We start from the raw sequence: 24,969 nt of genomic DNA, 5'->3' as shown, positions 1-24,969 counted from the left end.
CAGCCGCGCGACTCCGACTCCGGTACCGCGCTGGCCGCGCTGAGGGCGCAGTACTCGAGTCCGCGGAAGCCGTCGTAGTCGGGCTCGAGTACGACGACTTCTGCGGAGTGGGGCGAACCGGGCCGTCCACTCTCCAGAAGTTGCGGGAAGCGCGAGCAGTCCCCGCAACTTCTGGAGGAGCGCGGGCGGCGTCAGGCGGACAGGCGCGGCAGGATCTCGCGGGCGAACAGGTCGAGGTGCTCGAGGTCGTGCAGGTCCATCATCTGCAGGTAGACCCGCTCGACGCCCGACGCGCGCAGCGACTCCAGGCGGTCGACCGCCTCCTGCACGCCGCCGGCGATGCCGTGCTCGCGCAGCTCGGCCGGCTCGCGCCCGACGGCCGCGGCCCGGCGCGCGAACTCCGCCTCGGACGCTCCCGCGACGGCGATCAGTGCGACCGAGTGCACCAGCGACGACGGCTCGCGCCCGATCGCACGGCACGCCTCGTCGACGCGGTCGAAGGAGCCGCGGATCGAGTCGACCTCGGGGAAGGGCAGGTTGAACTCGCTCGCGAACCGGGCCGCGAGCCGCGGGGTGCGCTTGGGGCCCCCTCCGCCCACGATCACGGGGACCGGCAGCCGCGCGGGCTTCGGCAGCGCCGGCGAATCGGTGAGCGTGTAGTGCTCGCCCGCGAAGGAGTAGCGCTCGCCGACCGGGGTCGACCAGAGGCCGGTGACGATCTCGAGCTGCTCCTCGAGCAGGTCGAAGCGGCGGGGCGGGAACGGGATGCCGTACGCGGCGTGCTCCTTCTCGAACCAGCCCGTGCCGAGCCCGAGCTCGACGCGGCCGCCCGACATCGCGTCCACCTGCGCGACCTGGATCGCGAGGATCCCCGGCGGGCGGTAGGTGACGGAGGAGACGAGCGTGCCGAGCGCGATCCGCTCGGTCTCGCGGGCGAGGCCGGCGAGCGAGGTCCACGCGTCGGAGGGACCGGGGCCGGGATCGCCCTCGCCCATGCGGAGGTAGTGGTCGGAGCGGAAGAAGCCGTCGAAGCCGAGGGCCTCGGACGCCTGGGCGACGGCGAGGAGATCCTCGTAGCTCGCGCCCTCCTGGGGTTCGGTGAAGACTCTGAACTGCATTGCTCCAGCCTTGCGCACGTCCGCGGCCGAGTGGGGCGTCCGCGTTCCGAGTCGCGGCTCGACGCAGTGCGCAACCGAGGTCCGGAGGGCCGCGGCGGCCCTCCCCGTGCCCTTCCCCGGATCCTGACCTCGGTTGCGAACACCCGCGGCGCCCGGTCCCGTGCCATGGTGGCTCCATGTCCCGACTCGACGCCGCCGCCTCCGCTCACGTCGCCGCGATGGGGCACCCGCGCCACGAGCAGATCACGCGGGTGCGCGAGGCGGTGCTGTCCGCGGATCCGCGGCTCGTCGAGTCGGTGAAGTGGAACGCGCCGAGCTACGCGATCGGCGAGCACCTGGTCACGCTGCGCCTGCGGCCGGGCGACCGGGTCGAGGTCGTGCTGCACCGCGGAGTCGCGGCGCGCGCCGACGAGGTCGCGCCGGTCCTCGACGACACCCGCGTGCAGTGGCGGGCGCCCGACCGCGCGGTCCGCGCGCTCGACGCCGACGAGGACCCCGCGCTCGTCGCGCCCCTCGTGCGCCAGTGGCTGGCGGCGGTCGCTCCGGACTGACCCCCCGAGCACCGACGCACCCCGCGCACCTCCGCGCCCGATCCGCAAGTCCGTGTTTCCGCCCCGTTCGGGCGTCACGATGACACGGATGAGCATTCTCGACGCCGCGGTGGACGACCGGGTCCGACAGCGGTTCGGCGTGCCGATCGCGCGGCTCGAACCGGTGACCGGCGGACTCGACGACCGGGCCCGTGTCTGGTGCGCGACCGACGACTCCGGAGCCCTGTGGAGCGTCAAGGCGAGCCGCCGCGACGGCCGCTTCGGGCTGTCGCTGGCCGCCTCGCTCGCCGACGCAGGAGTGCCGGGTGTGATCGCTCCGCTGCGCGCCGACGACGGCCGCCCGTGGACGGAGGACGACGGCGTGCTCGTCTCGGTCGCCCCGTGGATCCTCGGCGAGGACGCGGTCGACTCCGGCCCCGACGCCCTCTCGTGGGAGGGGCTCGGCGTCGTGCTGCGCGCCGTGCACGACTCGGAGCCGCCCGCCGGCGCTCCCGTCCGCCGCGGGATCCGCCGAGCGGACGCCCCTCCGCTCGCCCGCCTGGCCGATCTCGACGAGCGGATGCACGCCGTGCAGGACCACGCCGTCGCCCGGTTCTGGCGCGATCACCGACCGCGCCTCGAGGCGCTCGCCCGGGCGGAGCGGCGCCTCAAGCGCGAGCGCACGCCGACCGCGCGCGTGCCCCTGCACGGCGATCCGCATCCGGGCAACGTCGTGATCGGCGTCGACGGCCGCCCCTGGCTGATCGACTTCGACGAGGCGACCGTCGCCCCGCGCGAGGTCGACCTGCTGCTGATCGAGCTCGGCGTGATCTTCTCGCAGCCGATCAGCGACGAGCAGCGCCGGGCGTTCCGCTCGGGCTACGGAGCGACCGCGATCGACGACTCGCGCATCGCCCGCTTCGGCTGCGTGCGCGCGATCGAGGACGCGGCCGCCACGGCTCACGCGGCGCTCGACTCCGAGGACCCCGGCGAGTCGCTCGAGTCGCTCCAGGGCCAGCTCGGCCCCCACGGCCTCGTCTCGCTCGTCGAGACCGCGCTCGACCGCCTCGACCCCTGACCCGCAGACCGACACCGCACACCCGCACGCACCCGCACACCGCAGACACCGCACCGCACACCACAGCAGAGGACACCATGAAGACACGACGACTCCTCCCCACCGCCACCGTCCTGGCCGTCACCGCCGCCCTCACCGGCTGCAGCGGCTTCGGAGGAGGGGGCGGCGGCGGATCCGACGCCGACTCCCTCACCTTCACCACCTGGGCCAGCGAGTCCGAGCAGGCGGCCTTCGAGTCGCTGATCACCGACTTCGAGGCGGCGAACGAGGGCGTCGATGTGCAGCTCAACGTCGTCCCCTACGACCAGATGTTCAGCAACATCGACGCGCAGCTCAGTTCGGGCGAGGCGCCCGACGTGTTCCGCGTCGACTACGGCAACCTCGGCGTCTACTCGAGCCAGGAGCAGCTGCTCGACGTGAGCGAGTACTTCACCCAGGAGCAGATCGACGCGTTCACACCCGCCTTCTGGGAGGCCGTCTCCTATGAGGGCGTGCCCTACGGCGTTCCGCACCAGACCGACGTCTCGGCGCTGCTCGTCAACACCGAGCTGCTCGCCGCCGCGGGCATCACCGACGTGCCGACCACGCTCGACGAGGCCTGGACCTGGGAGGAGTTCGCCGACGTCGCCACGACGCTGCGCGCCTCCCTCCCCGCCGAGCAGTACCCCTTCGTCTACAACTGGCAGCTCGGCGGCACCCCGCGCTGGCTGAGCTGGCTGTTCGAGGCCGACGGCGCCCTGCTCGAAGAGGACGGCACCACGCCCGCCATCGACTCCCCCGAGGGCGCGAAGGCGCTCGACTTCACGAAGAGCTTCTTCGAGAACGACTGGGTGCCCCCGACCAGCTCGGTCAAGTCGGCCACCTACGCCGACTCCTTCTTCACCGAGGAGACCGCCGCGATGGCGTTCGCCGGCTCGTTCCTCGTGCCCGACATCGACGACCTCGCCGACTTCGAGTGGGTCGCGACTCCGATGCCCGTCGACCAGCGCGGAGCCACCGACCTCGGCGGCAACGCCCTCGTCGCCACCGCCGACACCGCGAACCCCGAGCTGGCCGCCGAGTTCCTGACCTTCATGACCGAGGCCTCGACCATGGCCGAGTTCTGCGCGGCGACGAACGAGCTGCCCACCCGCTCCGACATCGACCCCGCCTCGATCGAGTTCGCGGTGCGCCCGGACGTCATGCCCGTCTTCGTCGAGCAGGCCTCGACGATCACGCCGCGCGACGTGCAGCAGCTCACCTCGCCGTTCCTCGCGCAGATCTCGGTCGCGATGCAGGACCAGCTCGAGCAGGCGTTCGTGAACGGCCGCAGCACCGAGGAGACGCTGACGGACCTCTCCGACGCCATCGGGCAGGCGACCAGCTGATGACGTCCGCCGCACTCCGCCGCCGGGAAGGCGCACCCGCGCCCGCCCGGCGGCGGTCGGCCGCCCGCACCAGGGAGGCGCTCACGGGCTACGGCTTCGTGGCGCCGAACATGCTGCTGATGGCGCTGTTCCTCTTCGTGCCGATCCTGTGGGCGATCCAGCTGTCGTTCCAGGACTCGCGCGGCTTCGGCACGCCGGAGTGGGTCGGGTTCGCGAACTACCTGCGGATGGGCGCGGATCCGGTCTTCTGGCAGAGCCTCGCCAACACGCTGCTGTTCACCGCCGTGACCGTGCCGATCGAGCTGATCGGCGGGCTGGGCCTGGCCGTGCTGCTCAACTCGGTGCTGCCCGCGCGCGGCGTCTACCGCACGATCATCGTGCTGCCGCTGGTCATCTCCGGAGTCGCCTCCGGCATGATCGCGGTCACGATCTTCAGCGAGTCCTCCGGCATCGTGAACAAGGTGCTGACCTCGCTCGGCGCCTCGCCCGTCTCCTGGCAGTCCGAGGGCGCGCCCGCGATGATCTCGGTGATGATCACCGCGATCTGGCTGCGGATCGGCTTCAACATGGTGATCTACATCGCCGGCCTGCAGAGCGTCTCGTCCGAGCTCTACGAGGCGGCGCGGATCGACGGAGCGACGCGCTGGCAGCAGTTCCGCGCGCTGACGGTGCCGCTGGTCGGCCCGTCGACGTTCTTCCTGCTGATCATGAACGTGATCGCCTCGTTCCAGGTCTTCGACATCGTCTTCGTGATGACCGGCGGCGGACCGGGCTTCGCGACCTCGGTGCTCGGAACCTACGCCTACCGCAACGGCTTCCAGGTGCGCGAGCAGGGCTACGGAGCGGCGCTGGGCGTCGTGATCCTGCTCATCACGCTCCTCTTCACCTACGTCCAGTGGCGCACCAGCCGCACCCGCGACCTCGTCGAATAGGACCCCCGATGACCTCCTCGACCCTCACCCAGATCGCACCGGCCGTCGATGCGACCCGCGCTGCCTCCGGGACCCGCCGTCGTCGCAGCGGTCGGGACGGCTCCCGCGCCGGCGTCGCCCTGCGCATCGTCGTCGCCGTGATCGCCTCGGCGATCGTCTTCTTCCCGCTCTACTGGATGCTCGTCATCGCGTTCTCGCCCCGCGGCGAGGTCTTCGCGCCCGGCCCGCCCCGGTTCTGGCCGAGCACCCTCAGCCTCGAGAACTTCGCCACCGTGTTCGAGCGCTTCCCGGTCGGCGACTGGTTCGTCAACTCCGTCGTCATCGGCGCCTTCGTGACGGCGCTCACCGTCGCGGTGAACCTCACCGCGGGCTGGGCGTTCGCGCGACTGCGCTTCCCGGGGCGCAACGCCCTGTTCCTCCTGGCGCTCGCGACGATGATGATCCCGGTGCAGGCGATCATGGTCGCCCAGTTCCGGCTGGTCGCCGGGCTCGAGATCTACGGCACCTACTGGTCGGTGATCCTGCCCGGGGCCGCCGCGGCGTTCGGCATCTTCCTCGCCCGGCAGTTCTTCCTCTCGATCCCGGAGGAGCTGCTCGAGGCCGCGAGGATCGACGGAGCCGGTCAGCTGCGCGTGTTCCTCCAGGTGGTGCTGCCGCTCAGCCACCCGCTGATCGCGGTGCTCGTGCTGCTGACGCTGCTCGGATCGTGGAACGACTTCGCCTGGCCGCTGATCGCACTGAAGGACAACGACCTGTTCACGCTGCCGATCGGACTGCTGTACCTCAAGGGGCAGTCGACGCCGGACTACAGCGCGAGCATGGCACTGGCCCTGGTCTCGGTGCTGCCGATGGTGGTGCTGTTCCTGGCCTTCCAGCGCTACTTCGTCCAGGGCTTCGCGCGGAGCGGCATCCGGTAGTCGCACGGGCCGCGCTCCCATGCCGCTGGTCGAGTAGCCCGCAGGGCGTATCGAGACCCACCCACGCCGAGACACCGTGGATCTCGATACGCCCGCTGCGCGGGCTACTCGATCAGCAAGCAGGGGGCGGAGCAGCGCTCTCACGACGACACGAGGGGGGCCGAAACGGCCACCCTCAGGCCAGTGCGCGCGGCGCCCCGCTGAGGATCGAGCGGCGCTTCTCGGCCTCGCCCCGCTCGATCGCCTCCGCGGCCGCGACGACCGACTCCGCCTCCGATGCCTTCACCACCACGACCCCGTCCGCGTCGCCGACGACCAGGTCCCCAGGAGCGACGACCACCCCCGAGATCGCGACCGGCTCGTCGAGGCGCCCCGGTCCGTGCTTGTACGGCCCCGCCGGGCTGACCGCCCGCGCGAACACCGGCATCCCGACGTCGCCCAGCGTGCCGGCGTCGCGCACCGCTCCGTCGATGACGAAGCCCGCGATGCCGAGCGTGTCGGCGCGCAGCCCGATCAGGTCGCCGATCAGCGCCCGGGTGACGTCGCCGCCGCCGTTCACGACGATCACGTCGCCGGGCTGCGCGGCGTCGAGCGCCCGGTGGATCAGGAGGTTGTCGCCCGGGCGGGTCCAGACGGTGAACGCCCGACCGGCCAGGCGCGCGCCCGCCCAGACGGGGTGCAGGCCGGAGGCGATGCCGAACCGCTCCTGCGCGTCGCCGATGTTGGCGGTCGGCAGCAGTCGCGCCCGGTCGATCAGCTCATCGGTGATGAGGGGGATCCGTGACATGAGGGGTGTCCTTCCGGTGGGCGGAGCTATTCGGCGATGAGTTCTTCGATGACGGGCTTCGCGGTCTTCTCGCGCTCCTCCCAGAGGGCGGCGACCTCGGCCGCGTCCTCCCAGGTGGGCACGGTGCCGGCGGCCTCGAGCTTCTCGGCGACCTCGGGGTCCTGCGTGGCCGCCTCGAGCGCGCCCTCGAGGGCTGCGATCGTCTCCTCGGGGGTGCCGGCCGGGGCCGAGATGGCGAAGTTGTTCGTCATCGGCTCGAGCTCGAACCCGGCGTCGGCGATGGTCGGCACGTCCGGCAGGAACGGGCTCTGCTGGTCGTTGACGACCGCGAGGATCGAGATCTCGCCTGACTTGTACTGTCCGATGAAGCTCGAGACGCCTCCCAGGGCGAAGTCGACCTCGCCCGAGACCAGGGCGGCGATCTTGTCGGCCCCGCTGTTGTAGTGGACGATGTTGAAGTCGAGCCCGAGCTCCTTCTCGATCGTGCGCAGGTTGACGTGATCGTCCCCCGCGCGGGAGTCGGTGCCCACAGTGATCTCGCCCGGCGCCGCCTCGACGGCGTCGAACAGCTCCTCGAGCGACGTGTACGGGCTCGAGGCGTTCACTCCGATGACCACGTCGTTCAGCGCGAACGATCCGATCGGAGCGAAGCTCTCGCGGTCGAAGCCGGCCTGCTTGCTGGGGTCGAGGTACCGTCCGAAGATCGACGGGATGTTCGTGAAGCCGATCGTGCCGCCGTCCTTCGCGGCCGAGGCGAGGTAGTTCAGGCCGATGACCTGGCTGCCGCCCTCCTTGTTCACGACCTTCACGTTCGCGTCGAGCTCCTCCGACAGCACCGGCGCCAGGATGCGGGCGAGGATGTCGTTGCCGGCGCCCGCCGCGGACGGGACGATCCACTCGATCGTCTGCCCGGACTCGGGGAAGGTCGCGTCCGAGGCGCCGCCCGGAGCGGCGGCCGAGGAGGTGCAGCCGGCGAGCAGGGCGGAGCCGGCGGCGAGGGCGATCAGGGCCGCTGCGGTGCGGTGGGGGGTTCGGGTCATGAGACAGACTCCTTCGTCTGGTCGGAGGGGATCGTGCGGGAGGCGCGCCGCGCGAGGGCGGCGGAGAGGGCGGGCCGGACGGCTCCGAAGAGCACGGCCAGCGCGATGACGGTGACGAGCCCGATGCTCAGCGGACCGCTGACGAACACCGAGTAGTCGCCGCGCGAGAGGGCGAGCGAGCGCTGGAAGTTCTCCTCCAGCAGCGGGCCGAGGATGATCGCGAGCACCAGCGGCGTGAGCGGCACCGCGAAGAGCGAGAAGAGGTAGCCGACCACCCCGGCGCCGAGCATCACGAGGATGTCGAACGTCGATCCGTTGATGCTGTAGGTGCCGAGGAACATGAACGCGATGATCACGGCCATCAGGTAGTGGAACGGCACCTTCAGCACCGCGACCCAGACCCGGGCGAGCGGGACGTTGAGGATCAGCAGGATCACGTTGCCGACGATGAGGCTGGCGATGATCGCCCAGGCCACCTCGGGGTTGTCGCGGAACAGCAGCGGGCCCGGGATGAGCCCGTTGATCGTGAAGGCGCCGGCCATGATCGCGACGGTCGCGCTGGTCGGGATCCCGAGGGTGAACAGCGGGATCATCGACGAGACCGCGAGTGCGTTGTTCGCCGCCTCCGGTCCGGCGACGCCCTCGACGGCTCCGCGGCCGAACTCCTCGGGCCGCTTCGACACCTTCTTCTCGAGGGCGTAGGAGGCGAGCGACGTCGCGGCGCCCGGCGATCCGGGCAGCAGGCCCATGGCGAAGCCGATGACGGAGCCGCGGAGGTACGGGAGGAAGGAGCGGCGCAGGTCGCTGCGCGTCGGCAGCAGGCGCCCGACCTTCATGGGCCGGCGCGATCCGGAGGAGCCGCCGCGGGCCTGGGCGAGGATCTCGCTCATCCCGAAGACGCCCATGACCACGGCCACCAGGCCCAGGCCGTCGAAGAGCTCGGGGAGGTCGAAGGTGAAGCGCTGCACGCCCTGGCCCTGGTCGATCCCGACGCTGGCGATCGCGAGCCCCAGCCCCACGCTCAGCAGCGCCTTGACCGGGTCCTTCCCGGCGAAGCTCGCGACGAGCGCCATGCCGAGCACCGAGACCAGGAACAGCTCGGGAGCCCCGAACTCGAGCGCGAGCCTGCTGAAGGGGGCGACGAGGACGAACCCGACGACTCCGATCAGGCCGCCGACGAACGAGGCGATCGCTGCGGTGACCAGGGCGGGACCGCCCCGGCCCTGCTTCGCCATCTGGTACCCGTCGAGGGTGGTGGCGATCGAGGACGCCTCCCCGGGGATCCGCAGCAGCACCGCCGTGGTCGTGCCGCCGTACGCCGCCCCGTAGAGGATCGCCGCGAGCATGATGATCGCGGTCGTGGCGTCGAGCCCGAACGTGACCGGGATGAGCAGCGAGACCGCCGCGGCCGGGCCGAAGCCGGGCAGGACGCCCACGAGCATCCCGATGATGCAGCCGATCAGCGCGAAGAGCAGGTGATCGGGGGTGAGGACGGTGAGGAGGCCGCCCCAGAGCTCGCCGAATCCCATGGTCACAGCCCCAGCCAGGCGAGGGGGACGAGGGTCGAGTGCGGCAGGGCCGTGTTCAGCCAGACCTCGAAGACGAGGCGCGAGGCGCCGGTCGTCGCCACGGCCACGAGGGCCGCGATCCAGAGCTTGCGGCCGCCGACGAGCACGAGCACGGCGGTCAGCAGGGCGACCATGGTGACGGAGTAGCCGAGCACCGGCAGCAGGAGCGCTGCGACCGCGACGGAGCCGACGACGACTCCCACCCGCGTCCATCCCCTCCGGTCGGGGAAGTGCGCGTCGTCGAGCTCGTCGTCCTCGCCCTGGAGGAACACCCCGAGCGTCGAGTCCGACACCTCCGCGATCGGGAGAGCGGCGTGGGCCCGGTGCGCGCGGAGCAGCCGCAGCGACCAGAACAGGCCGGCGACGCCGACGAAGAGGCCCGCGACGAGGGGCATCATGCCCGCGCCGACGCCGGTCGGGGCGGTGAGGCCGTAGCCGGAACCGGAGACGACCAGCGCGGCACCGCCGAGCGCGGAGGCTCCGGCGAGCGCCCACTCCGTGACGGTGCGGGGGTCGAGCGACCGGGATCCGCCGGACGCGGTGCTTCTGGGTTCGATCGTGGACATCGTCGTCCTCCGCCTCTCTGCGGGTTCCTCGAGTCGCGGATGCAGGGCTGCAGCGCCCGACTTGCGACATTGCACAGAATTGCATGCAGCTGTCAGACTGTCAAGGCGGGACCGGTAAGGTCCTCATCGACTCGAAGGGGAGTGCGCGTGAGCTTCAAATCGGTCGTCGCGAGCAACACGCGGCAGATCAGTCCGTCCGAGCGGCGGGTGATGAACGTCCTGCTCTCGGCGACGAACGCGTCCGAGATCACGGCGGCCGAGATCGCCAGCCGATCGCAGACGCACGAGTCGACGGTGGTCCGCCTCGCCCAGAAGCTGGGCTACCGCGGCTACCCGGATCTGCGGGCCGACCTGCAGCGCGACGAGGGCTCGCACGTCGAGTCCGTGCCGGTCATGCGGGCGTCGACCGGGCACGACCTGCTCGCGTTCGCGACCGACGAGGCCGCCTCGCTCGAGCGCCTGGCCCGGTACATCCCGCAGGAGTCGCTCGACTCCGCCGCCGGGGCGATCCACGCCGCGCGGACCGTCTACCTCTACTCCAGCGCCGACGAGCGCGCGGCGCTCGATCTGCTCGCCGGCCGCCTGCGCCGGCTCGGCCTCGTCGTGGTCACCCTCGGCTACGGCGGCAAGGACCTCGCTGAGCACTTCGTGAGCTTCGACGCCACCAGCGTCCTCGTCGCCCTCGCCCTGCGCGAGGCCCCGACCTCGCTGCCGACCCTGGTCAGCGAGGCGCAGCGCCGAGGAGGCGCGGCGATCCTGGTCACGGACACGCCCGGCTACCACTTCCGCCCCGCTCCCGACCACCTGCTCGCGTCGCCGCGCGGGTTCGACTCGGAGTACAACACGCTCGTCGTGCCGATCGTCATCGCCTACGCGCTGCAGCTGGCCGTCTTCCACCTCGATCCGACCCGCTACGGAGCCGTCCGCAGCGACATCGACGACCTCACGCGCCTGGTGGGCGGAGCCGACGAGATCCCGCTGCGTCCGTGACCGGCCGCCGGTGAGCGAGGGCTGGCGGCCGGCCCTCCGGGTGCAGGCCGCTCTCGTGCAGTCGGGCTGGGTCGGCATCCGGCTGATGATCGGGTACCGGGCCGTCGAGCTCGGCGCGGACGCGCTCGTGCTCGGTCTCGTCGCCGCGTCGACCGCCGTCCCCGCGCTGATCGGCGCGCTGCCCACCGGCCGGCTCTCGGACAGGGTCGGCGGCGCGCGGGTCTCGCTCCTCGGGATCGCGGTCTTCGTCCTCGGCCTGGGCCTCCTGGCGCTGCCGGCCGGCGTGCCGGGCCTCCTGGTGGCTGCGGCGGTCATCGGACTCGGCAACCTCTTCGTGATGATCGGCCAGCAGACGTTCGTGGCTCACCGCGCGCGCGGAGGCTCGAGCGACAGCGGCTTCGCCACCCTCACCACCGCCGCCTCGGTCGGGCAGCTCCTCGGCCCTCCGATCGTGACGCTCGTCGCGGCCCTCGGTGCCGGCGCCGGCGCTGCTCCGAACGCGCTGCTCGGCGCCGCGGCCTGCGGCGTCCTGGTGCTCGCGGGCCTGGTCGGGAGCCGGCGGCTCCAGCGCGTCGACAGGAGCACGCCCCCCGCGGCGGAGTCGTCGGCCGGCCCGCTCCTGATGCGCGACGTCGCGCGCACCCCCGGGCTCCTCCGCTCGCTCTCGGTCAGCGCGGCCGTGCTCGTGACGGTCGACCTGCTCTACACGTACATGCCGCTGTGGGCCACCGAGCAGGGCGTCCCGGCGGTCGCCGTCGGACTGCTACTCGCCGTCCGAGCGGTCGTCTCGGTGCTCAGCCGGATCGGACTCGGTCGGCTCGTCTCGGCCCTGGGCCGCAAGACGCTGCTGATCGTGTCGATCACGAGCGGAGTCGCCGCGCTGGTCGCGCTGCCACTGGTCGACGCGGGCGGAGCGATCGTGGTGATGATCGGTCTCGGCCTCGCGCTCGGGGTCCCCCAGCCGCTGACGATGGCGTGGGTGGTGCGCCTCACTCCGGAGTCGGTGCACGGCGCCGCGCTGGGCCTGCGGATGACCGCGAACCGACTCGCGCAGATCGCCCTGCCCGTCGCCATCGGCACGACGGCGGGCTCGCTGGGCTCGGCCGGCGTGTTCTGGGCGAACGCCGCGGTGCTGGTCGCGGCGGTGGCCGTCACCGCGGGCGCCGACCTCCCGCGGGACCCTCCGCACGACTGACCGATGCGCTCCGTGGCGCCGTGTTACACGACGGATGGCGGGTGGCTGAGCGAACTCCTAGGTTGGCCGGAGCCGTCCCGCCCCGTCGTTCAGGAGCCCGCATGTTCTCGTCCCCGTCCCGCTCGCGCCTCGCCGTGGCCGTCGGCGCCGTCCTCGTGGCCGGTCTGCTCGCGGGCTGCACCGCCCAGGCCGCGACCGAGCCCGGCACCGCGTCCGGCACCCCCGTCGAGGGAGGCTCGCTCGTCTTCGCCGACATCGAGCTGCAGACCGACTTCCAGGTGCAGAAGGGCTTCAACTACACGCAGTCGAACGTGTTCCGGAACATCGCGGACCGCTTGACCGCCTTCGACCCGGAGTCGGGCGAGGTCGTGCCGTGGATCGCCTCCGACTGGAGCATCAACGGCGACAACACCGAGTTCACCTTCACGATCCGCCCCGGAGTCACCTTCTCGGACGGCACCCCTCTGGACGCCGCCGCCGTCAAGGCGAACCTCGATCAGCTCGGACTGGGCGACGAGGCGAAGAAGATCGTCAAGAACCGCGACTTCATCGGCTACGCGAGCTCCGAGGTGACCGGCGAGGACACCGTCGTGGTGCGCCTCTCGGAGCCCAACGCCGACTTCCTCAAGGCCACCGCCGCCTCGACCGCGAGCCTCGTCTCGACCTCGACGCTGGCGCTCGACTACGCGGGCCAGGCCGACATCTCGAAGATCGTCGCCTCCGGCCCGTTCGTCTTCGAGTCGCAGGTGCCCGACCAGGAGATCCGCTTCGCCAAGCGCGAGGACTACGCCTGGCCGTCGTCGATCTCGACCAACCAGGGCGCCGCGCACCTCGACGAGGTCGTGTTCCGCGCGATCCCCGAGGTGGGTCTGCGGGTCGGAGCCGTCTCCTCCGGACAGGCCGACATCGCCCGCGGCATACAGCCGACCGACGAGGCCGCGGCCACCGCCTCCGGCATCGAGCTCGCCGTCGCGCAGGCGCCGGAGCTGACCGCCAACTGGGCCGCCTTCCGCGGGAACGCGCCCGTCGTCTCGGACCAGGACGTGCGCCGCGCGCTGCAGATCGGCTTCGACCGCGAGGCCCTCAAGGCGACCGTGCTCAGCGACAGCTACCCGCTCTCGGGATCGGTGCTCAACCGCTCCGCCCCCGGTTTCGTCGACCTCGGCGACGACCTCGCCTACGACGCCGACGAGGCCGAGCGCCTGCTCGACGAGGCCGGCTGGGCGGTCGGCTCCGACGGCATCCGCGAGAAGGACGGGCAGCGCCTCGCCCTCTCGGTGGCCGCCAGCCCCCGCAGCGTCGTGATCAAGCCCGCCTTCGAGTTCATCGAGTCGGAGTGGCGCAAGCTCGGCGTCGAGCTCACCAACAACGCGGGCGACAGCGCGATCCTCGCGACCGCCCTGGGCGACCCGTCCTACCCCGCCATCGGCTCGCGCCAGTTCTACCTCGGCGGCCTCGGCCCGCTGTTCAGCGCCGCCGGCAACACCAACACCTACGTCTCGGACGACGAGCTGAACGCCCTGTTCGCCACCGAGCGGGCCTCGACCGACCCGGCCGCCCGCGACGCGGTGCTCGCCGACATCCAGGAGCGCCTCGTGCTCGGCACCAACCTGCTCGTCCCGCTGTGGGACGAGGTGCAGGTGCACGCCGTCGGCCCCGGAGTGAGCGTGACCTTCGACGGCGGCACCGCGCCGCTGCTCCAGGAAGCCTGGATCCAGGAGTAATCGTCGTGCTCCGGTATCTCGCGGGCCGGGCGGGGCAGGCGGTGCTCGTGCTCTGGCTGACCTACACGATCGTGTTCGTCGTCGTGCAGCTGCTGCCGTCCGACCCCGTCACGATCTTCCTGGCGAGCGACGCCGGAGCCGACCCCGCCCTGATCGCGCAGGTCAGCGCGCTCTACGGCTACGACCAGCCCTGGTACCAGCAGTACCTGCTGCAGCTCGCGAACCTGGTGCGCGGCGACTTCGGCTTCTCGCTCTCCTCCGGGCAGCCCGTGCTCACCCGCATCGGCGACGTGGTCGGGAGCACGGTGGCGCTGGCGTCGACGGGACTGCTCCTGAGCATCGTGATCGCGGTGGCGGTCAGCGCCGCGGCGTTCCTGATCGACTCGCCGCGCCTGAAGGCCGTGATCGTCGCGGTGCCGTCGCTCTTCAGCTCGGTCCCCGTGTTCTGGCTGGGCATCATCGTGCTGCAGGTCTTCTCGTTCCAGCTCCGGATCCTGTCGCTGTTCCCCGACGGATCGCTGCTGTCGCTGCTCATCCCGGCGCTCGTCCTGGCGATCCCGGTGTCGGCTCCGATCGCGCAGGTGCTGCTGAGCGGAGTGGAGCAGGCGTCGGAGCAGGCGTTCGTGAAGACCGCGCGGGCGAAGGGCGCCCGCCCGCTGCGGGTGTTCCTCCGGCACGTGCTCCGCTCGTCGCTGGGCGCGACCACCGCCGTCATCGGCACGACCCTCGGGATCCTGCTCGCCGGCTCCGTCATCACCGAGACCGTCTTCGCCCGCCCGGGCCTGGGCTCGGTGCTGCTGAAGGCCGTGATCGCGCAGGACGTGCCGCTAGTGCAGGGCCTGGTCCTGCTGACGACGCTCGTCGTCGTCGTCACCACGCTCGTGCTCGACCTGATCGCGCCCGCGCTCGACCCCCGCGTGCTGCGCAGCCGCGGGCAGAAGGGACTGGTGCGCCTTGGCGCTTGAGCTGACCCGCACGGCCGACGACCGCAGGGCCGGCCTGCTCCGGAGCCTGCCCGCGCCGGGCCCGGCCACGATCCTCTCGGCGGCCCTGATCGTCGTCGTCCTGCTCTGGCTCGTCGCTCCCGGCTGGTTCACGTCGGCCGACCCGCTGACCGGCGACTCCGCCCAGGTCTTCCGGCCGCCCAGCGCCGCGCATCCGTTCGGCACCGACCACCTCGGCCGCGACGTGCTCGCCCGGGTGATCCACGGCACCACCCAGACGGCGCTCACCGCGGGGCTCGCCGTGGTCGTCGGTCTCGTCCTCGGCACACTCGTCGGCATCGCGTCCTCGACGCTCGGTCCGTGGGCGGAGGCGATCGGGATGCGCGTCATCGACGCCCTCATCGCCCTGCCGGCGTTCATGATCGCGCTGTTCGTCGTCTCGGCCTACGGCGCCGGACCGGTGTCGCTGGGCATCGGGGTCGGCATCGGCTCGGTCGTGCTGTTCGCCCGGGTGACGCGCGCCGAGATCCTGCGGGTGCGCTCCCTCGACTACCTCGAGGCGAGCCTCCTCGCCGGCGCCGGCTACCTGCGCCAGCTCGTCGGGCACGTGCTGCCCGCGATCACCGGGGCGCTCGTGGCCCTCGCCGTCGTCGACTTCGGAGCGGCGGTGCTGGCCGTCTCGGCCCTGGGCTTCCTCGGCTTCGGCACTCCCCCGCCCACGCCCGAGTGGGGGCTCATCATCGCCGAGGGGCGCAACTACCTCGCCAACGCGTGGTGGATGACCGCCCTGCCCGGCACCTTCGTCCTGGTCGTCGTCGTCGCCCTCGGCGTGCTCAGCCGCTACCTCGGAAAGGCGACCCGTGCCTGACGCCCCCGCCCTCGAGCTCCAGGGCCTCTCGCTCGACTACCGGCTCGGCCGGCGCTCGGTGCGCGCCCTCGACGACGTCTCGTTCACGGTCGGCCGGGGCGAGATCGTCGCCCTCGTCGGCGAGTCCGGATCGGGCAAGTCCACCATCGCGAACGCCGCGACCGGCCTCCTCCCCTCGGGGGCACGCGTCGCCTCCGGCCGGCTGCTCGTCGACGGCGCCGACGTCACCCGCGCCCCGGAGTCGCGGTGGAGCCGGATCCGCGGCCGCCGCGTGGGCCTCGTCCCCCAGGACCCGGGCTCGAGCCTCACTCCGGTCCTCACCATCGGGGCGCAGGTGGCTGAGATCTTCGCGATCCGCGGCGAGCGCCTCTCTCGCGCCGAGCGGCGGGCCCGGTCGATCGAGCTGCTCGAGATCGCCGAGGTGTCGCGCGCGGCCGACCGGCTCACCCAGTACCCGCACGAGCTCTCGGGCGGGTTGAAGCAGCGGATCCTGATCGCCATCGCCTTCGGGCTGGACCCCGCTCTGCTCGTCGCCGACGAGCCGACGTCGGCGCTGGACGTGACGGTGCAGAAGCAGATCCTGCGCGTGCTCGACCGCCTGGCCGCCGAGCACGGCACCAGCGTGCTCTTCGTCACCCACGACCTGGCGCTCGCGACCGACCACGCCTCGCGCGCCCTGGTGCTGCAGCGCGGCCGGCTGGTCGAGGACGCTCCGGTGGAGCGGATCGTGCGGACGCCCGCCACCGACTACACCCGCGACCTCATCGCCCACGCGCGGGCCACGCAGATCGCGCCACCGCCCACGCCCTCCTCCTCCGTCCCGTCGACGGTGCTCGAGGTGAGCGGGCTCTCGAAGTCGTTCCCGGGGCGGCGCGGAGGAGCCTCCGTCGCCGCCGTCGACGACGTCTCGTTCGCGCTGCCCGCGGGCCGCACGCTGGCGCTCGTCGGCGAATCCGGCTCGGGGAAGTCGACGACGGCGCGCATGGTCCTGCGGCTGCTCGACCCGAGCGCCGGCTCGATCGCGCTCGACGGCCGCGACGTCACCGCGGTCGCGGGCCGCGACCGGCTCGCGCTCTGGCGCACGGTGCAGCTCGTCTACCAGAACCCCGACTCCGCCCTCGATCCGCGCTGGAACGTCGGACGCATCGTCTCGGAGCCGCTGCTCGGCTCCGCGTCGCCGCGCGAGCGCCGGGCCCGCGTCGAGGAGCTGCTCGACGCCGTCTCGCTGCCCGACGGAGTGATCGACAAGCGCCCCGGCGAGCTCTCGGGCGGTCAGCGCCAGCGCGTCGCCATCGCGCGGGCTCTCGCTCCGCACAGCTCGCTCGTCGTGCTCGATGAGGCGCTCAGCGCGCTCGACGTGATCACGCAGGAGCGGGTGCTGCAGCTGCTGGAGCGCCTGCAGCGCGAGCAGGGCGTCTCCTACCTCTTCATCTCGCACGACCTGTCGACGGTGCGCCGCCTGGCGCACGACGTCGTGGTGCTGCGGGCCGGCCGGGTCGTCGAGCAGGGCCCGTCGCACGAGATCTTCGCCGCGCCCCGCACCGACTACGTGCGCGAGCTGCTCGACGCCGTGCCCGGCCGGCGCCTGCTCGCCGACCCCGCGACCACCCCGACCGCCGAGGACCCCCGATGACCGACGCCCCGAAGCCGCTGCGCTTCTCCGCCTTCGTGATGAACACCGCCTCCCATATCCAGCACGGCCTGTGGCGGCACCCGGAGGCGCGCCAGCACGAGTTCACGTCGCTGCGGCTCTGGACCGACCTCGCCCGCACCCTCGAGCGCGGCCGGTTCGACGCGATCTTCTTCGCCGATGTCCTCGGCCTCTACGGCCCCGCCCGCGGCGACTACACCGTGAACGCGCGCGAGGGGCTGCAGTTCCCGAGCAACGACCCGTCAGTGCTGCTGGGGGCGCTGGCCGCCGTCACGGAGCACCTCGGACTCGTGTTCACCTCCTCGGTGCTGCAGGCGCACCCGTTCGAGTTCGCCCGGCGCGTGTCGACGCTCGACCACCTCTCGGGCGGCCGCGTCGGCTGGAACGTGGTGACCAGCGCCCAGGAGAGCGCCGCGCGCAACTTCGGCGCCGACGGACTCGAGGAGCACGACGAGCGCTACCGCTGGGCCGAGGAGTACCTCGAGGTCGTCTACAAGCTCTGGGAGGGGTCGTGGGACGACGACGCGCTCCGGCGCGACAAGGCGCTCGGCCACCCGGACGACGCGGTGTTCGCCGACGCGAGCGGGATCCACCGCATCGACCACGTCGGGCAGCGCTACCGCGTGGCCGGCCCGCACCAGAGCCCGCCGTCGCCGCAGCGGACCCCGGTGATCTTCCAGGCCGGCTCCTCGCCCGCGGGGAGCGCCTTCGCCGCCCGCCATGCGGAAGGCCAGTTCGTGCTCACCTCCGGACTCGACAAGACCCGGGCGCTGATCGAGCAGACCCGCGCGAAGGTCGCGGCGACGGGCCGCGCTCCCGAGGACCTCGCCTTCTTCCTCGGCCTCGCCTTCGTCACCGGCGACACCGAGGAGGCGGCGCAGCGGAAGGCGGCCGAGCTCGACGAGTACCTCTCGAGCGACGGCTTCCTCCTGCACAGCAACCTCGCCTTCGACCCGGCGACCGGCGAAGCGCTCGACCCCGACACTCCGCTCTCGGAGCTCTCCACCGGCACCAACGTGAGCCACCTGCAGTGGATGCGCGAGCTCTCGCCCGACCCCGACCCGAAGGTGCGCGACCTCGCGACCCTCGCAGCGAAGCTGCGCGGACGGATCGTCGGCACGCCCGAGCAGATCGCCGACCGCCTCGCCGAGTGGCGCGACGCGGGCATCGACGGGATCAACGTCATCAACTGGACGCTGCCCGGCAGCTTCGAGGAGTTCGTCGACCACGTGACCCCGGTGCTGCAGGAGCGCGGGCTCGCCCAGCGCGAGTACACACCCGGAACCCTGCGGCAGAAGCTCTTCGGCCGCGATCAGCTGCCGGAGGAGCATCCCGCCCGGTCCTACCGCGGCGCGTTCGGGGAGGTCGCGCGATGAGTCTCTCGGCCACCGATCTCGAGCGGTTCCGCTCCGTGATCGAGGAGGTCGGACGGGACGCTCTCGTCCGCGAGCGGGAGCGGCGCCTGCTGCACCCCGAGATCGCGGCGCTGGTCGCCTCCGGGTTCACCGCGATGCGCGTGCCCGTCGAATGGGGCGGCGCCGGAGCGACACTGCCCGAGCTCTTCGAGCTGCTGGTCGCGCTCGGCGCGGCCGACCCCAACCTCCCGCAGGCGCTGCGCGGCCACTTCGGGCTCGTCGAGCGCTTCCTCGTCGGCGGCACCGCGCGCGACGAGGCGTGGCTCCGGCGCGCGGCGGAGGGAGCGCTGTTCGCCAACTCGCAGGCCGAGAAGGGCTCCGCGACGACGACGGAGGCGCGGCTCGTCCCGGTCGAGGGCGGCTGGCGACTCACGGGCCGCAAGTTCTACACGACGGGCACGCTCTACGCCGACTACACGTGGACCGGCGCCCTCGACCCGACCGGCGAGCGCTACGGCGCCGTCGTGCCGACCCGGGCCCCGGGCGTCGAGGTGATCGACGACTGGACCGGCTTCGGCCAGCGCCTCACCGCGAGCGGCACGACCGTGTTCACCGACGTGCCGCTCGACGACGAGCACGTCTACCGAGTGCTGCAGGAGCCCGACTGGTACACGCTCGACTTCCGGCTCCTGCTGCACCTGCTGCTCCAGGCGACCATGGCGGGCATCGGCCGGGCGGCCCTCGATGACACGCTGCGCTTCGTTCGGGCGCGGTCGCGCTCGTTCGGAGTCGCCGGCGAGAGCCTGCCGCGCGAGGACCCGCGGGTGCAGTCGGTCGTCGGCGAGCTGGCCAGCCGCGTCGCCGCGGTGGAAGCGCTCGTGCACGACGTCGCCCGCGACTACGCCGCCGTCCGCGACCGCGAGCACGCCGACGAGGCCGAGCGCACCCGCGACTACGTCCGCGTGCAGATCCGCCAGTTCGAGGCGCAGCAGATCGCCGTGGCCGACATCGTCGCGGTGACCTCCCGCCTGTTCGAGGTGGGCGGCGCCTCCGCGGTGCTGACGGAGTCGGGCCTCGACCGGCACTGGCGCAACGCCCGCACCATCGCCTCGCACAACCCGGCGGCGTTCCGTCAGGCGGCGATCGGCGCCTACCTGCTCAACGGCACCGAGCCCGAGACCGACTTCCGCAGCACCGTCACCGCGCAGGAGCAGCCCGCATGACCCGCCCGCCCCGTCCGCTGCTGTTCAACGCGTTCGTCATGAACACGCCGTCGCACCTCCACCACGGGCAGTGGCGGCGACCGGAGGCGCGCCACGGGTCGTTCGAGGACCTCGCCTTCTGGGTCGAGACGGCCCGCACCCTCGAGCGCGGCGTGTTCGACGCGATCTTCTTCGCCGACGTGGTCGGCACCTACGGCGCGGTCGGCGCCTCGCTCGAGGTCAACGCCCGCGAGGGGCTGCAGCTGCCCACCAACGATCCGTCGATCCTCCTCGCCGCCCTGATCGGCTCGACCGAGCACCTCGGGCTCGCGATGACGAGCTCGATCCTGCAGGCGCACCCGTTCGAGTTCGCCCGGCGCATGTCGACCCTCGACCACCTCTCGAAGGGGCGGGTCGCCTGGAACATCGTCACCAGCTACCAGGAGAACGCGGCCCGCAACTTCGGTCTCGACCGGCTCACCGAGCACGACGCCCGCTACGCGCAGGCCGAGGAGTACCTCGACGTCGTCTACAAGCTCTGGGAGGGGTCCTGGGACGACGACGCCTCGGTCCGCGACAAGGCCGGCGCCTTCTCGCGCCCGGAGGCGGTGCACCGCATCGACCACGTCGGCGAGCACTACCGGGTCGAGGGACCGCACCTGTCGGCGCCGTCGCCGCAGCGCACGCCGTTCCTCTTCCAGGCCGGGTCCTCGCCGGCCGGCCGCGCCTTCGCCGCCCGGCACGCCGAGGCGCAGTTCGTCGGCGGATCGACCCTCGAGCAGACGCGGGAGCTGATCGCGTCGACCCGCGCACTCACGGAGGCGACCGGGCGCCGCGGCGACGACGTCCTGTTCTTCTCGCCCCTGTCGGTCGTCGTCGGGAGCACCGAGCGCGAGGCCCGGGAGCGCGAGGCCGAGCTGGACGCCCGGACCAGCATCGACGCCCACCTGCTGCACGCGGGCCTGAGCGTCGACCAGGCCGACGGCACACCGTTCCCGCCGGACACACGATTGCGCGACATCACGACGAACGGCAACCGCAGCACGCTCGAGTCGATGATCCGCCTGCTGCCCGAGCGCGACGCGACGGTCGCGGACCTCGCCCGCCTCGCGGTGCGGCGCCACCCGCGCGTGGTGGGCACGCCGGAGCAGATCGCGGACCGGCTCGGAGAGCTGCGCGACGCGGGCGTGGACGGGATCAACCTGGCGCACTGGACGCTGCCGGACAGCTACGTCGAGTTCGTGGACGAGGTGATGCCGGTGCTGCGCTCGCGCGGGCTGGCGCGGACGGAGTACTCGCGCGGTGGACTGCGCGAGCGGCTGACGGGGTCGGCGCAGGTGAACCCGCGGCATCCGGCGGCGCGCTACCGCGGCGCGTTCCGCGACTGACGGCGGCGCCCGGCTGAGGACGCCTCTCGAGAAGTCGCGCGCGGTGCCCGCGACCTCTCGAGGAGGGCGTCGCCGCGCCGGTCAGCTCGGCGAGGGGACGACCGGGTGCTCCGGCGGGTCCTGCTCGTCGCCGAGGCGCGCGTCGGCGCCCTCGTCCAGGGCCTCGTCGAGCGCCTCCGGGTCGTCGACCTGCGCCGGGTCCTCCGGGGGCGCCGGGATCGAGTCGGGGTCGGGGCGGCTGGTGTCGGTGACGTCCTCGGGGGCGTCGAAGCCGAAGCTGCTCATGGTTCCTCCTCCGCGGCCCGCACCGGAGGCGGTGCCGCTGTCGGCAGCCTAGGTCGGGCGCGCGAGCCGGTCACGGCCTTGACGGACGGCGGTCGCCTCACCGGCCGTCCATCGAGCCACGGCTCAGTGCACGTACTCCAGCAGGTCGACGCCGAGGGTGCGCATGCCCTCGAGGACCGCGAGGCGGTAGTGGAGCGACGTGTCGTCGAACTGCGTCGTCACCGCGTAGGCGGCGGAGGCGCGCGGACCGCGCAGCACACCCGTCTCGGCGCGCACGCCGACGTCGGTGCCGGTGGTGTTGACGAGCAGCACGCCGTGGTCGGGGCGGCGGTGCGCGAGCGGGTCGAGGCCGAACGCCGAGGAGACCATCGACAGGTCGGGGTTCAGCGAGAGCCAGCCGATGACGCGCGAGCTGACGGTCGAGTCGACGATCTCGCCGTTCGCGAGGGTGGCGAGCAGCCAGGTCAGCTCGCGGGCCGAGCCGATCGAGAGCTGCGGAGCGTCGTCGGGGCCGCGCTCGTCGCGCACGACGTCGAGGAGCGCGGTGCGCGAGAGCCCCAGGCCCTCGGCGCGCTCGCGGACGGCGTCGAGGCCGACCCGGCGGAGGAGCACGTTCGTCGCGAGGGTGTCGCTCGTCGCTCCGACCAGGGCCGCGAGATCGGCGATCGGGAGGGACGGGACCTGCAGGTGCTGCCAGACGCCGGAGCCGGCGACCGCGTCGGCGGCGGTGCGGTCGAGGAGGCGGAGGTTCTCCTGCGGATCGCTCGCCAGACGGGCCGCGACCTCGACGAGCAGCAGGATCGTGCCGATGCCGGCCGTCGGCATCGAGACGGAGTCGTCGACGGCGAACAGCGTGCGCCCGGTCGCGAGGTCGACGGCGCAGGCCGAGACGACCACTCCGTCGAGCGCGAGCCGGCCGAGCGCGTCGAAGCCGCGCTGGAAGTTGTCGCGATCCTCGGAGCCCTTGTGCCGGCCGCGGCGGGCTCGTCGGGTGTCGCGGCGGGTGTCGTGGGGGATCACCACGGATCGGGCCCCTCTCCGGGGTCGGGTGAGCGGGTCGTGCGGAGGGGCGGACCACGGGTCCGTCGACGCGCCCGGAGGGCACGCGATGCACGGACGGACCCGGCGGCATCGGTCGGCTCTCGATGCCCGGGGTGTCGTCCGCGGGAGGGGTCGGCGGCCGCTCGGCGACCACCGGATCCTGACTACCAGATGGTGACGCGCTCGCTCGGGGAGAGCCATAGGGCGTCGCCTTCGGTGACGTCAAAAGTAGCGTAGAACTCGTCGATGTTGCGGACGATCTGGTTGCAGCGGAACTCGGCCGGGGCGTGCGGATCGATGGCGAGGAGCCGGATCGTCTCCTCGTCGCGCGACTTCTGCTGCCAGGCCTGCGCCCACGACAGGAAGAAGCGCTCGGCGCCGGTGAGACCGTCGATCACGGGCGGCTCCTGACCCTCGAGCGAGAGCACGTACGCCTTCCACGCGATGCTCAGGCCGCCCAGGTCGCCGATGTTCTCGCCGATCGTGAGGGCGCCGTTCACGTGGTGCCCGGGGGTCGTCGCGGGTGCGAGGGCGTCGTACTGCGCGATGAGCGCCTTCGTCCGCTCCTCGAACGCCGCGCGGTCCTCGGCGGTCCACCAGTCGGTCAGGCGGCCGTCGCCGTCGAAGCGCGAGCCCTGGTCGTCGAAGCCGTGGCCGATCTCGTGGCCGATGACCGCGCCGATCGCGCCGTAGTTGGCCGCCGGGTCGCGGGTCTCGTCGAAGAAGGGGAACTGGAGGATCGCCGCGGGGAACACGATCTCGTTGAAGCCCGGGTTGTAGTACGCGTTGATGGTCTGCGGAGTCATGAACCACTCGTCGCGGTCCAGCGGCTTCCCGATCTTGCCGAGCTCGCGGTCGAACTCGAACGCGGCCACGCGGCGGGCGTTGCCCACGAGGTCGGCCGGATCGATCGTGAGAGCGGAGTAGTCGCGCCAGCGGACCGGGTAGCCGATCTTCGGAGTGAACTTGGCGAGCTTCTCGAGCGCGCGCTCGCGGGTCTCGGCGCCCATCCAGTCGAGGTCGACGATGGAGCGGCGGTACGCCTCGATGAGGTTCGCGACCAGCACGTCCATCTCGGTCTTGGCGCTCTCGGGGAAGTGCCGCGCGACGTAGGTGCGGCCGACGGCCTCGCCGAGCGAGCCCTCGACGAGCGAGACGGCGCGCTTCCAGCGCTCCCGCTTCTGCGGGGTGCCGGTGAGCGTGCGGCCGTAGAAGTCGAAGTTGGCGTCGACGAAGTCGCTCGAGAGGTACGCGGCGGCGCCCCGGACGACCTGCCACGACAGCCAGTCGCGCCACGCGGGCAGGTTGTCGTCGCTCAGGAGACCGGCGAGGCCCTGGAGGAAGCTCGGCTGGCGGACGACGACCTCGGCGAGCGCCCCCTCCGGAGCGCCCATCGCGGTCAGCCAGACGCCGAGGTCGATGCCCGCGGCGAGCTCCTCGACCTCGGACCAGGAGCGGAGGTTGTACGTCGCCTGGCTGTCGCGGCTGCGCACCTTGTCCCAGTGCGCGGCGGCGATCTCGGTCTCGAGGGCGACGATGCGCTCGGCGCGCTGCTCGGCCGCGCCGATGCCGGCCAGCTCGAGCATGCGCGCGACGAACGGCGTGTACTTCTCGCGGACGGAGGCGAACTCCTCCTCGCGGTAGTAGCTCTCGTCCGGCAGCCCGAGGCCGCCCTGGTTCACGAAGACGAGGTAGCGCTCGGGGTCGCCCGGGTCGTTGTCGACGAACAGGCCGAAGAGCCCCGGGACGCCGGTGCGCTCGAAGTCGCCGATCGCGGCGAGCAGGCCCGCGATCGAGTCGACGCGCTGCACGGCGGCGAGGTCGTCGGCGATCGGGGTGGCGCCGAGCTCCTCGGCACGGGCCTCGTCCATGAAGGAGGCGTAGAGGTCGCCGAACATGCGCTCCTCGGAGCCCTGCTCGGCGGTCGCGGCCTCGACGATGATGTCGCGCACCGCCTTCTCGGCCTCCTCCTGCAGCGCGTGGAAGGAGCCGTAGCGCGCCTTGTCGCTCGGGATCTCGGTGCGGTCGATCCAGAGGCCGTTGACGTGCCGGTAGAGGTCGTCCTGCGGGCGCGTCGCGGGGTCGAGTTCGGGGAGGTCGATACCGGAGCGAGGCGTCGTCGAGGTCATGCCGACCACCCTACGACGGGCCGCCGACACCCGCCCGTGCGCGGGCGATCCGGGCATGTCCGCGCCGGTCCGGATGCCCCTCGGGCTCGCAGGAACGCGTTCGGCCCGCGGAATACCCGGAGCCCTGCGAGCCGAACGCGGTCTCACGAGCCCGAGGTGCTCACCAGCGGTCAGAACCTCCTGGGCGGGACGCGCCTCAGGAGACGGGAACGATCAGGCCGAACACCTGGACGGCAGGCGATCCCGTCGAAGATGACCGGGAGGGCGGGACCCGGCGGGGGACCTCCGACGCTC

At 72.3% G+C, this 24,969-nt stretch carries 22 protein-coding genes; 14 read left to right on the top strand and 8 right to left on the bottom strand.

Translation table 11 applies throughout. From position 1 onward, the window contains the following. Nucleotides 1-191: 191 nt before the first annotated feature. A complete protein-coding gene (locus ASF48_RS16570; RefSeq protein ID WP_055794112.1) occupies nucleotides 192-1,118 on the bottom strand; it encodes an LLM class F420-dependent oxidoreductase in 927 nt (308 codons plus the stop codon). Between the two features lie 176 nt (nucleotides 1,119-1,294). On the opposite strand from ASF48_RS16570, the gene ASF48_RS16565 reads away from it, so the two are divergent. From ASF48_RS16565 to ASF48_RS16545, 5 genes are all read left to right on the top strand, one after another. Further along, on the top strand, nucleotides 1,295-1,669 hold the full coding sequence (locus tag ASF48_RS16565) for a DUF1801 domain-containing protein (RefSeq protein ID WP_055794111.1): 375 nt from the start codon (nucleotides 1,295-1,297) through the stop codon (nucleotides 1,667-1,669). 88 nt (nucleotides 1,670-1,757) lie between these two features. Next, nucleotides 1,758-2,726 carry an aminoglycoside phosphotransferase family protein gene (locus ASF48_RS16560; protein ID WP_055794109.1) on the top strand — a complete coding sequence of 323 codons (969 nt, stop codon included), beginning with the start codon at nucleotides 1,758-1,760 and terminating at the stop codon, nucleotides 2,724-2,726. 77 nt (nucleotides 2,727-2,803) lie between these two features. Next, a complete protein-coding gene (locus ASF48_RS16555; protein ID WP_055794108.1) occupies nucleotides 2,804-4,093 on the top strand; it encodes an ABC transporter substrate-binding protein in 1,290 nt (429 codons plus the stop codon). Continuing rightward, the gene (locus tag ASF48_RS16550; RefSeq protein WP_082481649.1) at nucleotides 4,093-5,025 is read left to right on the top strand and encodes a carbohydrate ABC transporter permease; all 933 of its coding nucleotides are present in this window, start codon (nucleotides 4,093-4,095) and stop codon (nucleotides 5,023-5,025) included. The genes ASF48_RS16555 and ASF48_RS16550 overlap by 1 nt, the downstream gene beginning before the upstream one ends. Nucleotides 5,026-5,033: 8 nt before the next feature. Beyond that, on the top strand, nucleotides 5,034-5,942 hold the full coding sequence (locus ASF48_RS16545; protein WP_082481647.1) for a carbohydrate ABC transporter permease: 909 nt from the start codon (nucleotides 5,034-5,036) through the stop codon (nucleotides 5,940-5,942). A 175-nt stretch (nucleotides 5,943-6,117) separates the two neighbouring features. Here the strand turns inward: ASF48_RS16545 and ASF48_RS16540 are convergent, their stop codons facing one another. Genes ASF48_RS16540 through ASF48_RS16525 form a run of 4 tightly spaced genes read right to left on the bottom strand, consistent with a single transcriptional unit; the run spans nucleotide 6,118 to nucleotide 9,903 of the window. Then, the gene (locus ASF48_RS16540) at nucleotides 6,118-6,729 is read right to left on the bottom strand and encodes a methyltransferase (protein WP_055794106.1); all 612 of its coding nucleotides are present in this window, start codon (nucleotides 6,727-6,729) and stop codon (nucleotides 6,118-6,120) included. 26 nt (nucleotides 6,730-6,755) lie between these two features. Then, nucleotides 6,756-7,769 carry a Bug family tripartite tricarboxylate transporter substrate binding protein gene (locus ASF48_RS16535; protein WP_055794104.1) on the bottom strand — a complete coding sequence of 338 codons (1,014 nt, stop codon included), beginning with the start codon at nucleotides 7,767-7,769 and terminating at the stop codon, nucleotides 6,756-6,758. Beyond that, complete coding sequence (locus ASF48_RS16530) at nucleotides 7,766-9,298, bottom strand: tripartite tricarboxylate transporter permease (RefSeq protein WP_055794102.1); 1,533 nt, start codon at nucleotides 9,296-9,298, stop codon at nucleotides 7,766-7,768. Before ASF48_RS16530 ends, ASF48_RS16535 begins: the two co-directional genes overlap by 4 nt. A 2-nt stretch (nucleotides 9,299-9,300) precedes the next feature. Further along, nucleotides 9,301-9,903 carry a tripartite tricarboxylate transporter TctB family protein gene (locus ASF48_RS16525; protein WP_055794099.1) on the bottom strand — a complete coding sequence of 201 codons (603 nt, stop codon included), beginning with the start codon at nucleotides 9,901-9,903 and terminating at the stop codon, nucleotides 9,301-9,303. A 147-nt stretch (nucleotides 9,904-10,050) separates the two neighbouring features. Here ASF48_RS16525 and ASF48_RS16520 point away from each other — a divergent pair, with 147 nt between their 5' ends. From ASF48_RS16520 to ASF48_RS16480, 9 genes are all read left to right on the top strand, one after another. Beyond that, nucleotides 10,051-10,893, top strand: coding sequence for a MurR/RpiR family transcriptional regulator (locus tag ASF48_RS16520; protein WP_146168360.1), 843 nt, complete (start codon nucleotides 10,051-10,053; stop codon nucleotides 10,891-10,893). Nucleotides 10,894-10,903: 10 nt separating this feature from the next. After that, on the top strand, nucleotides 10,904-12,088 hold the full coding sequence (locus ASF48_RS16515) for an MFS transporter (RefSeq protein WP_055794096.1): 1,185 nt from the start codon (nucleotides 10,904-10,906) through the stop codon (nucleotides 12,086-12,088). Between the two features lie 101 nt (nucleotides 12,089-12,189). Continuing rightward, nucleotides 12,190-13,812 carry an ABC transporter substrate-binding protein gene (locus ASF48_RS16510; protein WP_082481643.1) on the top strand — a complete coding sequence of 541 codons (1,623 nt, stop codon included), beginning with the start codon at nucleotides 12,190-12,192 and terminating at the stop codon, nucleotides 13,810-13,812. Between the two features lie 5 nt (nucleotides 13,813-13,817). Further along, nucleotides 13,818-14,777, top strand: a complete 960-nt coding sequence (locus tag ASF48_RS16505; protein WP_055794094.1) for an ABC transporter permease — start codon at nucleotides 13,818-13,820, stop codon at nucleotides 14,775-14,777. Further along, the gene (locus ASF48_RS16500; protein ID WP_157603205.1) at nucleotides 14,767-15,624 is read left to right on the top strand and encodes an ABC transporter permease; all 858 of its coding nucleotides are present in this window, start codon (nucleotides 14,767-14,769) and stop codon (nucleotides 15,622-15,624) included. Before ASF48_RS16505 ends, ASF48_RS16500 begins: the two co-directional genes overlap by 11 nt. Further along, complete coding sequence (locus ASF48_RS16495; RefSeq protein WP_055794092.1) at nucleotides 15,617-17,257, top strand: dipeptide ABC transporter ATP-binding protein; 1,641 nt, start codon at nucleotides 15,617-15,619, stop codon at nucleotides 17,255-17,257. The genes ASF48_RS16500 and ASF48_RS16495 overlap by 8 nt, the downstream gene beginning before the upstream one ends. Continuing rightward, nucleotides 17,254-18,651 (top strand): LLM class flavin-dependent oxidoreductase, encoded by a 1,398-nt coding sequence (locus ASF48_RS16490; RefSeq protein ID WP_055794090.1) that lies wholly within the window; start codon nucleotides 17,254-17,256, stop codon nucleotides 18,649-18,651. The genes ASF48_RS16495 and ASF48_RS16490 overlap by 4 nt, the downstream gene beginning before the upstream one ends. Continuing rightward, nucleotides 18,648-19,853: a hypothetical protein gene (locus ASF48_RS16485; RefSeq protein ID WP_055794088.1), complete on the top strand. Its 1,206-nt coding sequence runs from the start codon at nucleotides 18,648-18,650 to the stop codon at nucleotides 19,851-19,853. The genes ASF48_RS16490 and ASF48_RS16485 overlap by 4 nt, the downstream gene beginning before the upstream one ends. Next, entirely contained in the window at nucleotides 19,850-21,220 is a 1,371-nt protein-coding gene (locus tag ASF48_RS16480; protein WP_055794086.1) for an NtaA/DmoA family FMN-dependent monooxygenase, read from the top strand. Before ASF48_RS16485 ends, ASF48_RS16480 begins: the two co-directional genes overlap by 4 nt. 81 nt (nucleotides 21,221-21,301) lie before the next feature. On the opposite strand, the gene ASF48_RS16475 is transcribed toward ASF48_RS16480, so the two are convergent. The 3 genes from ASF48_RS16475 to ASF48_RS16465 all read right to left on the bottom strand — a co-directional run bounded on the left by ASF48_RS16475 (nucleotide 21,302) and on the right by ASF48_RS16465 (nucleotide 24,675). Then, nucleotides 21,302-21,505 (bottom strand): hypothetical protein, encoded by a 204-nt coding sequence (locus ASF48_RS16475; RefSeq protein ID WP_055794084.1) that lies wholly within the window; start codon nucleotides 21,503-21,505, stop codon nucleotides 21,302-21,304. 123 nt (nucleotides 21,506-21,628) lie between these two features. Then, nucleotides 21,629-22,528 (bottom strand): serine hydrolase, encoded by a 900-nt coding sequence (locus tag ASF48_RS16470; protein ID WP_055794082.1) that lies wholly within the window; start codon nucleotides 22,526-22,528, stop codon nucleotides 21,629-21,631. A gap of 182 nt (nucleotides 22,529-22,710) precedes the next feature. Then, nucleotides 22,711-24,675, bottom strand: a complete 1,965-nt coding sequence (locus ASF48_RS16465) for a M13 family metallopeptidase (RefSeq protein WP_055794080.1) — start codon at nucleotides 24,673-24,675, stop codon at nucleotides 22,711-22,713. Nucleotides 24,676-24,969: the final 294 nt, after the last annotated feature.

The organism is Rathayibacter sp. Leaf299, from assembly GCF_001423055.1.
Classification (GTDB): domain Bacteria; phylum Actinomycetota; class Actinomycetes; order Actinomycetales; family Microbacteriaceae; genus Rathayibacter; species Rathayibacter caricis.
The sequence above is the reverse complement of the archived record's forward strand: the minus strand, read 5'-3'. Positions and strand labels throughout refer to the sequence as shown.

Bases quoted from the DNA above. Each gene is read 5' to 3' on its own strand.
- ASF48_RS16525 (WP_055794099.1), bottom strand. From the start codon at position 9,903: ATGTCCACGATCGAACCCAGAAGCACCGCGTCCGGCGGATCCCGGTCG.
- ASF48_RS16530 (WP_055794102.1), bottom strand. From the start codon at position 9,298: ATGGGATTCGGCGAGCTCTGGGGCGGCCTCCTCACCGTCCTCACCCCC.
- ASF48_RS16480 (WP_055794086.1), top strand. From the start codon at position 19,850: ATGACCCGCCCGCCCCGTCCGCTGCTGTTCAACGCGTTCGTCATGAAC.
- ASF48_RS16475 (WP_055794084.1), bottom strand. From the start codon at position 21,505: ATGAGCAGCTTCGGCTTCGACGCCCCCGAGGACGTCACCGACACCAGC.
- ASF48_RS16510 (WP_082481643.1), top strand. From the start codon at position 12,190: ATGTTCTCGTCCCCGTCCCGCTCGCGCCTCGCCGTGGCCGTCGGCGCC.
- ASF48_RS16485 (WP_055794088.1), top strand. From the start codon at position 18,648: ATGAGTCTCTCGGCCACCGATCTCGAGCGGTTCCGCTCCGTGATCGAG.
- ASF48_RS16550 (WP_082481649.1), top strand. From the start codon at position 4,093: ATGACGTCCGCCGCACTCCGCCGCCGGGAAGGCGCACCCGCGCCCGCC.
- ASF48_RS16540 (WP_055794106.1), bottom strand. From the start codon at position 6,729: ATGTCACGGATCCCCCTCATCACCGATGAGCTGATCGACCGGGCGCGA.
- ASF48_RS16490 (WP_055794090.1), top strand. From the start codon at position 17,254: ATGACCGACGCCCCGAAGCCGCTGCGCTTCTCCGCCTTCGTGATGAAC.
- ASF48_RS16465 (WP_055794080.1), bottom strand. From the start codon at position 24,675: ATGACCTCGACGACGCCTCGCTCCGGTATCGACCTCCCCGAACTCGAC.
- ASF48_RS16570 (WP_055794112.1), bottom strand. From the start codon at position 1,118: ATGCAGTTCAGAGTCTTCACCGAACCCCAGGAGGGCGCGAGCTACGAG.
- ASF48_RS16555 (WP_055794108.1), top strand. From the start codon at position 2,804: ATGAAGACACGACGACTCCTCCCCACCGCCACCGTCCTGGCCGTCACC.
- ASF48_RS16545 (WP_082481647.1), top strand. From the start codon at position 5,034: ATGACCTCCTCGACCCTCACCCAGATCGCACCGGCCGTCGATGCGACC.
- ASF48_RS16565 (WP_055794111.1), top strand. From the start codon at position 1,295: ATGTCCCGACTCGACGCCGCCGCCTCCGCTCACGTCGCCGCGATGGGG.
- ASF48_RS16535 (WP_055794104.1), bottom strand. From the start codon at position 7,769: ATGACCCGAACCCCCCACCGCACCGCAGCGGCCCTGATCGCCCTCGCC.
- ASF48_RS16560 (WP_055794109.1), top strand. From the start codon at position 1,758: ATGAGCATTCTCGACGCCGCGGTGGACGACCGGGTCCGACAGCGGTTC.